The 15,724-nt window shown below is 38.0% G+C and carries 11 protein-coding genes and 6 tRNA genes; 16 read left to right on the top strand and 1 reads right to left on the bottom strand.

Annotated features, from left to right (window positions below):
• Positions 1–26: 26 nt before the first annotated feature.
• Positions 27–1,130, bottom strand: coding sequence for a flavodoxin-dependent (E)-4-hydroxy-3-methylbut-2-enyl-diphosphate synthase (gene ispG / locus MUN87_RS03740; protein ID WP_244746344.1), 1,104 nt, complete (start codon positions 1,128–1,130; stop codon positions 27–29).
• Between the two features lie 267 nt (positions 1,131–1,397).
• On the opposite strand from ispG, the gene MUN87_RS03735 reads away from it, so the two are divergent.
• The 16 genes from MUN87_RS03735 to phoU all read left to right on the top strand — a co-directional run bounded on the left by MUN87_RS03735 (position 1,398) and on the right by phoU (position 15,154).
• On the top strand, positions 1,398–2,039 hold the full coding sequence (locus tag MUN87_RS03735) for an NfeD family protein (RefSeq protein WP_244746343.1): 642 nt from the start codon (positions 1,398–1,400) through the stop codon (positions 2,037–2,039).
• 907 nt (positions 2,040–2,946) lie between these two features.
• A complete protein-coding gene (locus tag MUN87_RS03730) occupies positions 2,947–4,584 on the top strand; it encodes a Na/Pi cotransporter family protein (RefSeq protein ID WP_244746342.1) in 1,638 nt (545 codons plus the stop codon).
• 148 nt (positions 4,585–4,732) lie between these two features.
• Positions 4,733–4,807, top strand: a tRNA-Asn gene (locus MUN87_RS03725).
• A 1-nt stretch (position 4,808) separates the two neighbouring features.
• Positions 4,809–4,885 (top strand) — tRNA-Met (locus MUN87_RS03720).
• Between the two features lie 8 nt (positions 4,886–4,893).
• Positions 4,894–4,969: transfer RNA gene (locus MUN87_RS03715), tRNA-His, on the top strand.
• Positions 4,970–4,989: 20 nt separating this feature from the next.
• Positions 4,990–5,066, top strand: a tRNA-Ile gene (locus MUN87_RS03710).
• A gap of 9 nt (positions 5,067–5,075) precedes the next feature.
• Positions 5,076–5,168: transfer RNA gene (locus MUN87_RS03705), tRNA-Ser, on the top strand.
• Positions 5,169–5,204: 36 nt separating this feature from the next.
• Positions 5,205–5,280, top strand: a tRNA-Phe gene (locus MUN87_RS03700).
• 190 nt (positions 5,281–5,470) lie between these two features.
• Positions 5,471–6,082: a superoxide dismutase gene (gene sodA / locus MUN87_RS03695; RefSeq protein WP_244746340.1), complete on the top strand. Its 612-nt coding sequence runs from the start codon at positions 5,471–5,473 to the stop codon at positions 6,080–6,082.
• Positions 6,083–6,219: 137 nt separating this feature from the next.
• Positions 6,220–7,452, top strand: a complete 1,233-nt coding sequence (locus tag MUN87_RS03690) for an MFS transporter (RefSeq protein WP_244746338.1) — start codon at positions 6,220–6,222, stop codon at positions 7,450–7,452.
• 59 nt (positions 7,453–7,511) lie between these two features.
• Positions 7,512–9,650 (top strand): peptidoglycan D,D-transpeptidase FtsI family protein, encoded by a 2,139-nt coding sequence (locus tag MUN87_RS03685; protein WP_244746337.1) that lies wholly within the window; start codon positions 7,512–7,514, stop codon positions 9,648–9,650.
• 1,114 nt (positions 9,651–10,764) lie between these two features.
• Entirely contained in the window at positions 10,765–11,796 is a 1,032-nt protein-coding gene (locus MUN87_RS03680) for a PstS family phosphate ABC transporter substrate-binding protein (RefSeq protein ID WP_244746336.1), read from the top strand.
• Between the two features lie 84 nt (positions 11,797–11,880).
• Positions 11,881–12,822 (top strand): phosphate ABC transporter permease subunit PstC, encoded by a 942-nt coding sequence (gene pstC, locus MUN87_RS03675; RefSeq protein ID WP_244746334.1) that lies wholly within the window; start codon positions 11,881–11,883, stop codon positions 12,820–12,822.
• Positions 12,822–13,691 carry a phosphate ABC transporter permease PstA gene (gene pstA, locus MUN87_RS03670; protein ID WP_244746333.1) on the top strand — a complete coding sequence of 290 codons (870 nt, stop codon included), beginning with the start codon at positions 12,822–12,824 and terminating at the stop codon, positions 13,689–13,691. The genes pstC and pstA overlap by 1 nt, the downstream gene beginning before the upstream one ends.
• Before the next feature lie 17 nt (positions 13,692–13,708).
• Entirely contained in the window at positions 13,709–14,470 is a 762-nt protein-coding gene (pstB, locus tag MUN87_RS03665; RefSeq protein ID WP_369413998.1) for a phosphate ABC transporter ATP-binding protein PstB, read from the top strand.
• A gap of 24 nt (positions 14,471–14,494) precedes the next feature.
• Entirely contained in the window at positions 14,495–15,154 is a 660-nt protein-coding gene (gene phoU / locus MUN87_RS03660; protein ID WP_244746331.1) for a phosphate signaling complex protein PhoU, read from the top strand.
• The last annotated feature ends 570 nt before the right edge of the window (positions 15,155–15,724 follow it).

Raw genomic sequence — 15,724 nt, 5'->3', positions numbered from 1 at the left:
AGCCTGTTGACAGGCTTGCCTTTTATTTACACTTCTTGTGCTTCTTCTTTTTGTTTTTGAATATATTCTTCTGCGATTTTGTCTACTTCGACTTTTAACTCTTCTACCATTGTTTCTTCTGGTACTTTACGAATAATTTCACCATGGCGGAACAGTAAACCTTCTCCTCGGGCACCGGCAATACCAATATCTGCTTCTCTGGCTTCTCCTGGACCGTTCACGGCACAACCAAGCACAGCAACTTTTATTGGCGCTTTGATGGTGGAAATATATTCTTCTACTTCATTTGCGATTTTTATTAAATCAATCTCAATCCGTCCGCAAGTAGGACATGAAATAAGGGTGGCAGCGTTTGATGCTAAGCCAAACGTTTTAAGCAATTCCTTGGCCACTTTAACTTCTTCTACAGGATCGGCACTTAGTGAGATACGCATTGTACTTCCGATCCCTTTACTTAGAATTGCTCCCATACCAGCAGCACTTTTAATACTTCCGGCAAATAATGTACCCGACTCTGTAATACCTAAATGAAGCGGATAAGGAATAACTTCTGCTGCTTTTTCATAAGCTTCAATTGCTAAATTAACATCGGATGCTTTTAATGAAACGACAATATCATGAAAATCAAGATCTTCTAAAATTTTGATATGGTGCAAGGCACTCTCAACCATACCATCTGCAGTTGGATAGCCATATTTCTCAAGAATGTGTCTTTCTAATGAACCAGCATTAACACCAATCCGAATGGGAATACCTTTTTCTTTCGCTGCATTCACAACTGCTTCTACTTTATCACGCTTTCCGATATTTCCGGGGTTAATACGAATTTTATCTGCTCCGCCTTCGATGGCTTTCAGAGCTAATTTATAGTTGAAATGAATATCAACTACGAGCGGTATTGAAATTCTTTTCTTTATTTCAGGAATAGCATTTGCAGCACGTTCATCAGGACAAGCAACTCGCACAACCTGACATCCTGCTTCCGCAAGACGTTCTATTTCTTTTACGGTTGCTTCGACATCATGTGTCTTTGTCGTCGTCATCGATTGTATGACTACTTCGTTTTTGCCACCAACCATTACATTCCCGACTTTTACCGGTCGCGTATCTTTTCGATGTATTAAAGCCATAAATAAAATCGCTCCTTTATTCCGATTTACAAAAAACTCATATAGAATCTTTTTGGAAAAATTCTACGTTCTTATAATTGATTTTAGACTTCATAATTAAATATGCCTTTTTAGGTAACTTCATTACCACTGTCCATTATAAAGGTTAAACCAATAAAAGAGAAGTATCAAACCTTATACTTCATGAAAAAATAATATTTTGAAACGAAATAATTTCTTCATACGTATGATATGATAAGTAAAAAAAAACAGAACGGGGTGAGGATAATGTTTACATTATCAGCAGATTGGATGAGTTTTGTGATTGTTGGCTTAGCAACCCTTTTTCTAATAGGGGAGCTTTTGGTAAACGCAAAAGGCGTGTTTAGCTTATTAGGACTCGGATTTATTTCCATATTTTTTGCGTCTTATCTTGATCCAGCCATGTTCTTTGTCATGCTGGTTATCTATTTCGTGGGTATTATATTGATATTAATTGATGGCAAGATATTGAATGATGGTACATTAGCCGTTATTGGACTAGTATGTATGGTTATATCAGTCGGGTTCACAGCACCTAATTGGGTTTCAGGCCTTTATGCAGTGATTGGTGTCTTCATAGGTGGGATCGCTTCATTTGGTTTTTTGAAAGTATTTCCTAAGCGTAAGATGTGGACGAAGATTACACTATTTGATCAATTAACAGAAGAAGCTGGTTATTCCAGTATGAACAGCAAATATCAATCTTTAGTAGGAAAACAAGGGCTAACGACGACGGATATGCGACCAATTGGAACAGTGTTGATCGATGATGCAGAGTATAGTGCTATATCACAAGGTAAATGGATCAGTAAACAAACAGAAGTAGAAGTGGTCAAAGTAGATGGAACCAAAATATTAGTACAAGAAACGAAAAAGTCTGCCGGATAAAACCAGCAGGCTTTTTATCAGTCAAGAATATATAAAAGTGCAGTCACAACAGTAATTATATGGAACAAGAAGCTGAGTACCTATAATATGTATTCTATCGAAGAATGTAATGCAAAATGGTCATTTTGATATAGATTATCTGCTTAGCAAAGCTCCGGAAATAGGCTCCGCGTTCTGTGGGTACGGCTTCAGCTAGGCTACTACTTGAAATACATCTGTGCTGCTTTGTGCCGAGGAAGCTTACTTCGAAGCGACCCTAGCAGACACAGGCACAGACGAAGTGGATCTTCAGCTCGCGCTGATTCCACGTGAGTCTCCGCCTATTTCCTACGCTTTAGGGAAGTGCTACAACGTATGGAACAGCTAAAAGTAGTGTATCTAGGCATTATGTTATTCGTTCAATTGCTGTTATTTATATTGATGAGTGATCAACAATATGCTATCTCTTACGAAAGTTGTAGAGTCCACATTCTAGCGTAGGCCAACCCCTTCATCCCCACAGGAAAAATACTGCGCTTTTTACAAAGAAATATAATAAAGCAGCAGATTATTTAATACATCAATTCTTCCTCATCAGAACACGCCAAGTATCGAATACAACATAAAAAAGGTTGTTCTATTATACATTTTATACACATATTCGGAAAAGTATGGAACAAAAAAATCGTTGAATCGCTTTCAATTATGGAATAACTTGGTACAATAAAAATAAGTGTTAAGCTTTTGTAAATTTTATTTAAAAAGCCTTTACAAATTAGATGCCTATCATTAATAATGAATTGGTGTGTGCGGAAAGTTTGTCAACTTATGTCGGAAATGAAAAAGGATATGGTTTTTAAGCAATACTTTCGACACAATGGTCATACTAAAAAGAAAGAAAAGATTTTGTGAGAAGGGATGAACACTTTTGGATTTAAATGTACAAGCTATGATCTTGGAGTTTGTTGCTGGCTTAGGTATTTTTCTATTAGGTATTAAGTACATGGGTGAAGGATTACAAAAAACAGCCGGTGACCGATTAAGAGATATTCTAGACAAATTTACCAGCAATCCTTTTATGGGTGTACTTGCCGGGATTATTGTAACAATCTTAATTCAATCCAGTTCGGGGACAACTGTTTTGACAGTAGGTTTAGTAAACGCAGGATTTATGACGTTACGACAGTCTATCGGTGTTATTATGGGGGCAAACATCGGTACAACAGTAACAGCATTTATCATCGGTTTTGATCTGGGTGAATATGCGCTTCCTATCATGGGTATCGGCGCACTACTAATATTCTTTATTAAAAATAGTAAAGTAACCAATATCGGGATCACTATTTTTGGTTTCGGATCATTGTTTTTTGGACTGGAACTAATGAGCTCAGGCCTAAAACCATTACGTGATTTACAAGCATTTCATGAATTAACGGTGGACATGTCGAATAACCCAATACTTGGTGTTATTATTGGAACAGTGTTTACTGTTGTCGTTCAAAGTTCAAGTGCAACCATTGGTATATTGCAAAGCTTGATGATGGAAGGTGCAATCGAAATAAAAGCAGCCTTACCTGTATTATTCGGGGATAATATCGGGACAACCATCACTGCGGTATTAGCATCTATCGGTGCAACTGTTGCAGCGAAACGAGCAGCATTGACTCATGTTATATTTAACGTAATTGGGGCATCAATAGTAATAATTTTCATCGGAGCTTACAGTAATTTTATTACTTATATTCAAGGTGCACTTGAATTAAATCCGTCGATGACTATTGCTTATGCACATGGTATATTTAATATACTAAATGCTGTAGTACAGTTTCCGTTTATCGGTTTATTAGCATTACTTGTAACCAAGATCATCCCGGGTGAGGACGTAGAAATAGAATATAAACCAAAACATTTAGATCCAATTTTTATTGAGCAATCACCGTCTGTCGCATTAGATCAGGCAAAAGCCGAAGTAATCAGAATGGGTGAGTATGCAACGAAAGGATTAGAAGAAACAAGTCTGTTCTTAAACAAACAAAATCCGAAGACCTCTGAACTTGCTATTCAAATTGAAGGGGCATTAAATAATCTGGATCGTGAAATTACTTCTTATCTGGTCGATTTATCTAAAAAAGATTTCTCGGAATCAGAAATTAACAAACATTCTGCATTGATTAATTCGGTTCGCGATATTGAGCGTATTGGTGATCATTTTGAAAATATTATTGAACTGGTCCATTTTAAAATGTCCAATAAAGTTGATATTACTGAGCAAGGAATGATCGATTTAAATGACATGTTTGATTTAACGATCAGTACAGTAAAAGAGGCTATTAGAGCTCTCGATACAATGGACAGAGAAGCAGCCTTAAATGTTGTACAAAAAGAAAATGAAATTGACAAAATGGAAAGAACGTACCGAAAGAAACATATTATACGTTTGAACGAAGGAGCTTGTTCTGGTGCTGCAGGAATTGTTTTTGCTGATATTATCAGTAACCTAGAACGTATAGGCGATCATGCAGTAAACATTGCAGATGAAGTATTAGGCGAACGTTATAAACAATAGATAGTGGGAAGTAGTCTGGATTATTTCAGGCTACTTTCATCCCTTTCGACAAAAAAAATAAAAAAATCTAACAAAACTGTTGACGATCTAATATGGATATGGTAAATTATTAAATGTCGCTTCAGTAATTACATAATTTCATTTTCATTCCACAGTAGCTCAGTGGTAGAGCAATCGGCTGTTAACCGATCGGTCGTAGGTTCGAATCCTACCTGTGGAGCCATGGCGGTGTAGCTCAGCTGGCTAGAGCGTACGGTTCATACCCGTGAGGTCGGGGGTTCGATTCCCTCCGCCGCTACCATAATAATGGCGGTCGTGGTGAAGTGGTTAACACATCGGATTGTGGTTCCGACATACGTGGGTTCGATCCCCACCGGTCGCCCCATTAAAAACATAAGTAAGATAGGACCCTTAGCTCAGTTGGTTAGAGCTATCGGCTCATAACCGATCGGTCGCAGGTTCGAATCCTGCAGGGTCCACCAATTACATTCGGAGGAGTACCCAAGTCCGGCTGAAGGGAGCGGTCTTGAAAACCGCCAGGGGCTTCACGGCCCGCGGGGGTTCGAATCCCTCCTCCTCCGCCATGTTACATAATAATTGGTTTAATTTCATAAGTGATTGGCTCGGTAGCTCAGTCGGTAGAGCAACGGACTGAAAATCCGTGTGTCGGCGGTTCGATTCCGTCCCGAGCCACCATTTTAAACAAGCAAAGAAAAGGGCTTGTTTTTTTATTTGATTTTAATTACATATCATTTTTTATCCTTCCTTGTATAAATTATATTAAAAAAAGAAATGCTAAATAGTTGCATTTCAATAAAATGATTTGATACCATTCTGAATAGAGAGATTTTTATACTTTCTAATTAAAAAATAGGAGGAATTAAACATGGCAAACTTTACATTACCAGAATTATCTTATGGATATGATGCATTAGAGCCTCATATTGATAAAGAGACAATGAACATTCATCACACTAAACATCACAACACTTATGTTACAAAATTAAATGCTGCACTTGAAGGTCATGATGATTTAGCTAGTAAATCAATCGAAGACATTCTTGCAAATCTTGATGCGGTACCTGAAAATATCCGTACAGCAGTGCGTAACAACGGTGGCGGACATGCTAATCACAGCTTATTCTGGACATTGTTATCTCCAAATGGCGGCGGTGAACCAACAGGTGAATTAGCAGATCAGATTAATGCTACATTCGGCAGCCTAGACAAATTTAAAGATGAATTTGCAGCTGCTGCAGCAGGCCGATTTGGTTCAGGCTGGGCTTGGTTAGTAGTAAACAATGGTAACCTTGAAATTATCAGCACACCAAATCAAGACACTCCTATTTCAGAAGGTAAAGCACCTATCTTAGGATTAGACGTATGGGAGCATGCGTACTATCTTAAATATCAAAATAAACGCCCTGATTACATTGCGGCATTCTGGAATGTAGTGGATTGGGATAAAGTAGCAAGCTTATATAATGAAGCAAAATAATTAACACGAACACAACAAGGACTATAGTTTGAGACTATAGTCCTTTTTTTGTGTTTTGTGCCTCTATCTAGGATTCATATGCATAACTCCTACTTTCTGGATCAAAATAAAGGTTAGATTGTAGTGAGGTGTATACGATGAATCATAAGCCGAAATCTTCGACAAACCGATTACCCAATAGTAAGGATTTAAAGATACTTTTAACGATTGGCGGACTGTATTCGTTAGCTACATTTTTATCGAATGCATTCGTAAATGTTTTTTTATGGAAGCAATCAGGCAACTATGTAGATATTGCGGTATATAATTTATTTATTTACCTATTACAACCGATTGCGTTTGTAATAGCAGGTAAGTTTACGAAGAAAGTAGACCGGACACTTATTATTCGCTTTGGAGTTGCTTTCTTGTCGATATTCTACGTCACAGTGTTGTTAGTAGGTGAACAAGCTTCTAATATACCGTACTTATTAGGGGCAATCTTAGGTATTGGTTATGGCTTTTATTGGTTAGCATTTAACGTGTTAACGTTTGAGGTAACCGAGCCTGAATCCCGTGACTTTTTTAATGGTATACTGGGGGTCTTACAATCGTTAGGTGGTATGATTGGCCCTTTTGTGGCAGGATATATTATTTCGAAGCTAGATAATTTTCAAGGGTATAGTATTATTTTTTTTATATCCTTTTTTTTATTTTTATTAGCTGTAATTTGTTCGTTTTTCCTCAAAAAGCGAAAAGCTACTGGTCGCTTTCTGTTCCGGCGTGTAGTGGAGGAGAGAAAAACAAACAACAACTGGCGATACATTCTTAATGCGCATGTATTTCAAGGTTTACGAGAAGGATTATTTATTTTTATTGTAGCGATTTGGGTCTACATTGCTACGAACAGTGAATTTGCGTTAGGATCATTTAACCTCCTTTTTTCATTCTGTTCTTTTGTTGGTTACTATGTCATCACAAAATTAACGAAAAAAGACAATCGAAAAAAGACAATTTTCTTTGGCGGGTTATTATTATATCTGGGTGTGGGGATTTTTGTATTCCAGCCTGGTTTCTGGATGTTATTACTGTACGGTGTGGTAGTAGGGGTTGCCTATCCAGTCTTTAACGTGCCATTCATTTCGCTTACGTATGATATTATAGGTAAGGCGAAAGGAGCAAGGGAATTGAGGATAGAATATATCATTTTCCGTGAGTTGTTTGTCAATATTGGCAGGGTATCCGCCATATCACTGTTTATTATAGGTGTTTTATTATTTGATCCTAAGTTTATTATACCAATATTACTATTGACGATAGGATCGGGAAATCTCATTGCTTACTATTTTGTGCGAAAAACTGATTCTTCTATCTATAACGTTCCATCATAGTAATAATACAGATTTTCGTGTTATACTATATAAGATGTTTTCATCAGGGGGAGTAGAACATGAAATTGCATCTTAAATGGGGAAAAAAGAAAAAAACGAAAAAGAAAAAGGCGCAATTGCCTTTCCGGTTAAATATTTTATTTGTATCGGTTTTTGCCGTTTTTTCACTATTGATTATTCAGCTTGGGGTTGTTCAGATCCTGAATGGAGAAGAGGCACAAAGGAAGATAAATCAGACAGATAACACACCGTCTGAAAAACCTGTGCCGAGAGGGAAGATGTATGATAGCAATTTTGATCTGGTAGTAGATAACCAGGCAGTCAAATCGATTACATATACACCTCCTAAAAATGGTGAATCGGCAACGGAAAGATTAGAACTGGCAAAGAAATTGGCAAAATACATCACAATTATTAAAGACGACGAAGCATTGAGTGATGAAATTACGGACCGGGATAAAAAAGAATATTGGTATTTAAACAATCAAGAGACGATCACGGATCGATTGACAGAAGAAGAAAAAACATTGAGTGCGAGTGAACGGTACCAGGTTGAGTTGGACAGTATAACAGAAGAAGACCTGTCATCAGTGGATTGGACAAGCGAACTGAACAATATAATAGCTATTAAGAAAGAATTAGATTCTGCTTACGAGTTGTCACCACATGTTGTTGTCAATGAAGGTTTAACAGATGAAGAATATGCTAAAGTGGCAGAACATTTAACGGATTTGCCTAACATTGATGCGGTGATTGATTGGGAACGTGAGCGTGAATATGAAGATACTTTCAGTTCATTTATTGGTAATCTGACTTCCTCTGAGGAAGGTATTCCACGTGACAATAGTGCTTTTTATTTAGCGAATGGCTATACCTGGAATGACCGTGTTGGTACAAGTGGACTGGAACAAGAATACGAAAATGTATTGCGCGGAAGGAAAGAACAAGTTCAGTATACGACTAATTCAGACGGCAATGTTGTTAATTCTGAGGTTGTAGTGGATGGTCAAAGAGGAAAAGACCTTGTGCTTACCGTTGATATGGAATTTCAGCAGGCTGTTGATAAGATCGTTCAAGAAGAATTAGAAAAAGCTATTAACAATTCTGCTAGTAATAACGGCTATTTGAAAGATGCACTAGCTGTCGTCATGAATCCGCAAACAGGTGATATTCTAGCTATGTCCGGATACCGTTATGACAGGGAGAATAATGAATATTTAAATCAGGCGTATCGTACGATTTATGATTCTCATGAACCTGGTTCTTCAATAAAAGGGGCGACGTTGCTTGCTGGTTATCAAGAGGGTGTAGTGGATGTTGGATCAAGATTGAGTGATGTACCGATCAAAATTAAATCGACACCTGAATTTGCATCGCACGCCTTTTTAGGCAACAGTATTTCTGATCTTACTGCTTTACAGGAATCTTCCAACGTTTATATGGCCCGTATAGCTATAAAAATTGCTGGAGCAACGTACCGGTTAAATGAACCATTATATAACTTTGATTATAGCGCATTTAATACGATGCGAAAGTATTATAACCAGTTCGGACTAGGTGTGAAAACGGGAATTGATTTACCTTTTGAAGCAACAGGTGTGACGGGAGCAAATCCAGTACAAGGTAATCTGCTTCACTTGGCAATTGGTCAGTATGATACGTATACAACACTGCAATTAGCACAGTACGTTTCGACTATCGCAAATGATGGTTATCGTATGAAACCGCGTCTTGTGAAAGAAATCAGAGAACCTGATAATAGTACCACTGGAACACCAGGGAAAATTATCGAATCATTCGAACCTCAAGTGTTAAATCGTGTTGAAATGGATGAAAAATATATTGAACAAGTCCAGGAAGGGTTCAGAAGAGTTTATGAAAGTGGTACAGCTTCATATCAATGGAGTAGCTTCCCTTACGAAATGGCTGGAAAAACAGGTACTGCCGAAAAACCACAGTACGAAAAACAGGAAGATGGAACATATAAGAAAGTAGCTGATACAGATAATTTATCATTGATCGGTTACAGTCCATTTGAAAATCCTGAAGTGGCTTTTGCAATCGTTGTTCCGGAAAATGGTACAGCGAATGGAAGACACCAGATTCATCATGTTATAGGTAAACGTATCATCGAAACCTATTATGAGTATAAAGAGAAGTCAGATGAAGAAAAAGAAGCCGACTCCGAAGAGAACTAGTCTTACTAGTTCTCTTTTTTTATCAGTGAAGAAAGTATATTAGTCTGATCACATCAGTAATCATATTGAACATGATTAGAGTTCCTATGATATGGATTATGTTAAGCTTTGCGACCATCATGAAATATTATTAGTGGTATATTATGCAGCTCCGGCCAACCACTCCGCGTCCTGCGGGGCACGGCTGAAGCTAGGCTACTACACGAATTACTTCTCTGCTGCCTTGCACCGAGGAAGCCTATTTCAAAGCGATACTAGAAGACGCAGGTGCAGACGTTGTGGATCTTCAGCGCTGCCTGTCCCGCGGGAGTCTCCGTGGTTGGCCTACGCTAGGATTGGGACTCTACAATTTTTGTAAGAGCTAGCATAGTGATCGTATGCATATATAATAGCTATTGAAAAATGTCTAGAACCACTGCTTTTTGCAGTTACATCTGTTGTAGCACCTTCCTTAAGCGTAGGAAATAGGCGGAGACTCCTGTGGAATCAGCGCGAGCTGAAGATCCATTTATCTGTGCCTGTGTCTGCCAGTATTGCTTCGAAGTGGGCTTCCTCGGCACAAGGCAGCAAAGAAGCTTTTCAAGTAGTAGCCTAGCTGAAGCCGTGCCCACAGGACGCGGGACCTATTTCCGGAGCTTTGCAACGCAGAAAGAATATTTCAAAATGACCGTTTTGCCATACAGTCTTAGTTAACATAATCCATATTATAGGAAGCTGTTTATTAATTAAATCAATTAGGACCGGGTGGTTTATGCCCGGTTTTTCTTATAGGGTTAGAAGTATAATATTCTTTCAACGAAAAAGCATGACCTAGTGAAGATTTAGTATGTTCCAAGTATAAGAAAAACTTCGAATAGACGAGGCGAATTCTGACATAAGTGGAAGGCTTATTATCATGGATCTAACCGTCCGTAATAGCCCCACTGATCAAAGTCTCATTTTATCGGTTGTGGATTGCAAAATAAGAAGCATTTCATTTTAATTTCTATTAATCTGTCGAATTTACAATGTCTTTACAATAGGTTAATAGTACCTTAATAGTTGTGAGTTACGATGTAGTAGAAGCTTTCAAAGGGAGCTGAAAATTCTTAGATTGTAATAGGGGGAAGAAAGAATGAACAAGTGGAAGTTAATGATGTTAGTTGCGATTGCCGTACTAACAATGGGTATCCTGGCTGCATGTGGTAACTCACCAGCAGAAGACGAAGAAGGCACAGGTGAAGAAACAACAAACGAAGCAAGTGCAAATGAAGGTTCTGACAATGCAGAAGAATCTGGCGACTCAGAAGAGGTTTCTGGTCCAGTAAGCTTAGATGGTTCTTCTACTGTATTACCAATCATGGAATACTTGACTTATGAATATAATCAAGTTCAACCAAACGTTGAAACAGTTCTTAACTCTTCTGGTTCAGGTGGCGGTTTCAAAAAATCTACTGTCGGTGAAATAGATTTCAGTAATGCTTCACGTCCAATTAAAGAAGAAGAACAAGCAACAGCAGAAGAAAACGGTATTGAATTACAAGAATTAGAATTAGCTTATGACGGTCTTTCAGTAGTAGTGAGCCAAGAGAACGATTTTGTTGAAAACTTAACAGTTGATCAATTAAAACAAATCTTTTTAGCTGACGGTTCTGCTACAAAATGGTCTGATCTTAATCCGGAATGGCCAGAAGAAGATATCATAATTTACAGCCCAGGACATGACTCTGGTACATTCGATTATTTCAACGAAGTAATCTTAGAGGAGAACCCAATGCGTGAAGGTGAAAACACTACATTATCTGAAGATGACAACACGCTTGTTACAGGTATCAAAAATGATCCATATGCAATTGGGTACTTTGGTTATGCTTACTTTGTTGAGAACCAGGATTCATTAAAAGTACTAGGTATTGATAATGGAGATGGTAATCCAGTTAAACCTGATGGTGATACTATCCAGGATAACAGTTATTCTCCACTATCACGTCCATTGTTCACATATGTAAATGTAGATTTTATGAAAGAAAAACCTCAAGTGTTTGATTTCGCTAAATACGCACTTGAAAATGCAGGAGCAGCAGCTGAAGAAGTAGGATATGTTGCACTTCCTGATGAAAAATACCAAGAACAAATAGAGAAAATTACGGAATTGGTATCTGAGTAAGATTAAATAATGTTATATGGGACAGACCTGCTTAAAGCGGGTAACTGTCCCATCATCTTTGTGAAGAAAGTGTAGGGGATTATCATGGCGAGCAATCAGATGAACAAGGAATTATCCGTTCAGGACATGATTAAAAAAAATAAACAGAAAAAAAATCTAGGTAATGCCATTGAAAAAATAGTACCGATATTTTTATTATTATGTGCCGTTGTATCGGTCTTAACAACCATTGGTATCTTATTTACGTTGTTGCGAGAATCGATCTTATTTTTTACAAAAGTCCCATTGACTGATTTCTATTTTGGAACGAATTGGTCTCCTTGGACAGAACACTTTGGTGTAGCACCATTAATAGCCGGGACGTTATTAATTACAGCTATAGCTATCTGTGTTGCTGTACCTATCGGTATTGCATGCGCTATTTATTTGAGTGAATATGCATCAGAACGAGCTAGAAAGATTATTAAACCAATATTGGAAATCCTAGCGGGTATTCCTACCGTTGTTTATGGTTTTTTTGCACTAACCTTTGTGTCTCCATTATTGATGAATATCTTTCCGGATATGCGAATCTTTAATGCCATGAGTGCAGGGCTGGTAGTTGGTATTATGATCATTCCGATGATTGCCTCATTATCAGAAGATGCCATGAGTGCTGTACCAAAATCATTAAGAGAAGGTGCACTTGGATTAGGAGCAACTCGTTTTGAGGTTTCGATGAAAGTGGTATTACCAGCTGCATTATCTGGCATCATCGCATCGATTGTATTAGCCGTTTCCCGGGCGATAGGGGAAACGATGATCGTGACAATAGCAGCAGGTGCGACACCTAACCTGACCTTTAATCCGACTGAATCGATACAAACATTGACAGCATTTATCGTACAAGGTGCTACAGGGGATACTTCTTATCATTCTACTATTTACAATAGTATCTATGCAGTAGGTATCACGCTGTTTATCTTTACATTATTGATGAATATTTTATCTCAGTATATTTCGCGTCGATTTAAGGAGGATTATTAATGTCTCAACATGTTAATACAAGTCATACCAAAAGTCGTGTAAACATTAATAAATTTTTCAAGTTTTTGTTTATTTTTGCTACGGCTTTAGCGATGCTCTTTCTTGCTGCTCTATTCTATAGGATCGTTAGCCAAGGTATGGGTTATGTAAGTATCGATTTTCTCAAGAATTTCCCTGCGCCTTATATTGAAGAAGCTGGACTATTTGCAGGGATTATGGGTTCTATTTTTATGATGGCAATCACCGCACCAGTATCAATTATCATTGGTGTGTCTACTGCGTTGTATTTGGAAGAATATGCAAAGCAAAATAAATTCACCCGATTTATTCAAATAAATGTACAGAACTTAGCTGGTGTCCCTTCTATTGTTTTTGGTTTATTAGGATTGACATTCTTTGTATACATTTTGGGGTTTGGCTATACATTGATCGCTGGTGCATTAACAATGAGTTTACTCGTATTACCCGTTATCGTTGTTTCCTCACAGGAAGCAATTCGCTCGGTTCCACTGGAAATTAGAGAAGCTTCGATAGGAATGGGTGCTACGAAGTGGCAGACCATCTGGAGAATCGTATTGCCAGCAGCTATCCCTGGTATCATAACGGGTTCAATACTTGCTCTATCAAGGGCAATCGGTGAAACAGCACCATTAATTATTGTTGGAGCTGCAACGGCGATTTATTCTATTCCAGATTCTTTTATGTCAAAGTATACGGTAATGCCTATCCAAATTTACAGTTGGACAGCAAGACCACAGGCGGAGTGGCAATTTGTTGCTGCAGCAGGAATTATTGTTTTATTAATTTTATTACTATGTATGAATGCCATAGCAGTATGGATTCGTAACAAATTTCAAAACAGATATTAGAGAAAGAAGGGCTATTTATGACAACAGCAAATGCATTTAACATTGAAGATTTCAATTTATGGTATGGTAATGACCAAGCATTGCATCAAATAAATATTGAAATTCCTAAAAAAGAAATTACAGCCGTTATTGGACCTTCCGGGTGCGGTAAGTCTACACTATTAAAGACGTTAAATAGGATGACAGAAACGATTCCGATTGTGAATACTTCTGGTATTATTAAATATAAAGATAAAAATATCTTTGATAAGAAACAACTCGTAGAAGAATTGCGTACACACGTAGGAATGGTCTTTCAAAAGCCGAATCCTTTTCCAAAGTCTATCTATGAAAATGTGGCATATGGACCAAAGATTCACGGTATCAAAAAGAAAAAACTATTAGATGAAATAGTAGAAAAGAGTCTGCGTGGTGCCGCAATTTGGGACGAAGTAAAAGATCGATTAAATCAAAATGCATATGGCTTATCTGGTGGCCAGCAACAAAGAATCTGTATTGCGCGATGTCTGGCTGTAGAACCGGAAGTCATATTAATGGATGAGCCAACGTCGGCATTGGATCCTATTTCGACTCTTAAAATTGAAGAATTAATAAAAGAGTTAAAAAAAGACTATACGATTGTTATTGTGACGCATAACATGCAACAAGCAGCACGGATCTCAGATAAAACAGCCTTCATGTTAAACGGTGAACTAGTTGAGTTCTCAGAAACAGATCAACTGTTCTCTAATCCAAGCGATAAACGTACAGAAGATTACATTACCGGTCGCTTCGGATAATCATTTTGTGGGAGGAAATATAGTATGGTAGGTAGAGAGATATTTCAGAGTGAACTGGAAAAGGTGGAAGCATTAATCATTGAATTAGCAAGAAAGACAAAGGAACAATTGCGTTCTGCAGTGGAAGCATTACATTCTAGTGATACCGAAAAAGCTAGAGAAATAATAGAAGCTGATCGAGAGTTGGATAAGCTTGATTTCAAAATTAACGAAACGGCCATTTTATTAATTGCACGCCAACAGCCTGTTGCAACTGATCTAAGAAGGTTAGTAGTTGCGATTCGCATCTCTTCAGATTTGGAAAGGATGGCTGACAACGCAAAGAACGTTGCGAAATCTGCCATTCACTTAGGAGAAGATCATGGAATTGACATTCATAGTTCTATTAAAGAAATGCAGGAAATAGCGATTAAAATGATTGATTTAGCTATCAGTGCTTATGAAAATGAAGATATTACCCTAGCCAGGAAATTAGCAGATCTTGATGATATTATTGATAGTATGTATTCTTCTATGTTACGAGAATTATTAGAAGAAACAGCTACGAACCCACAAAAAATTCAGCATATCATGCAAATGGCCTTTAGTGGCCGTTATGTGGAAAGAATCGGCGATCATGCTACAAACATCGGAGAAGACGTTATGTATCTGGTTAAAGGTGAATCTGCAGACTTAAATGAATAAATAAAAAGAGTGAGCTTGTGAGCTCGCTCTTTTTGTTTATACGCTAGGAAAATATATAAAATTTTAGCAATGATGCAGCACGACGCAGTGAAAATTTAGTATGTACAACGTATAAGAAAAACTTCGACACTAACTAAGACTGAACATGAAGTTGAGTTCCTATACTATGAATTATGTTAACTAGCCATCGCTAGCCAAGCATCCATTTTGAGATATTTAATGTGCTGGGATACCGCTACGTCCAACCACTCCGCGTCCTGCGGGGCACGGCTGGAGCTAACTTTGTGAAGGAGGGCACTTCACAAAGTGGATCTCCAGCACCTGCATGTCCCGCGGGAGTCTACGTGGTTGGCCTACGCTGATGTATAGCTCCACAATTTATGCGACAGCTAGGATATGAAGCATTAGCTGCAAGATTTACACCTTAATTGATGAAATACACTGCCTAGCACGACTGCTTTTAGCTGTTCCATACGTTGTAGCACTTCCCTCAAGCGTAGGAAATAGGCGGAGACTCCCGTGGAATCAGCGCGAGCTGAAGATCCACTTCATTTGTGCCTGTGTCTGCAA

It is taken from the genome of Gracilibacillus salinarum (assembly GCF_022919575.1).
Taxonomy (GTDB): Bacteria; Bacillota; Bacilli; order Bacillales; family Amphibacillaceae; genus Gracilibacillus; species Gracilibacillus salinarum.
Note: the sequence above shows the minus strand (reverse complement) of the source record. Positions and strands in the feature narration are given on the sequence as shown.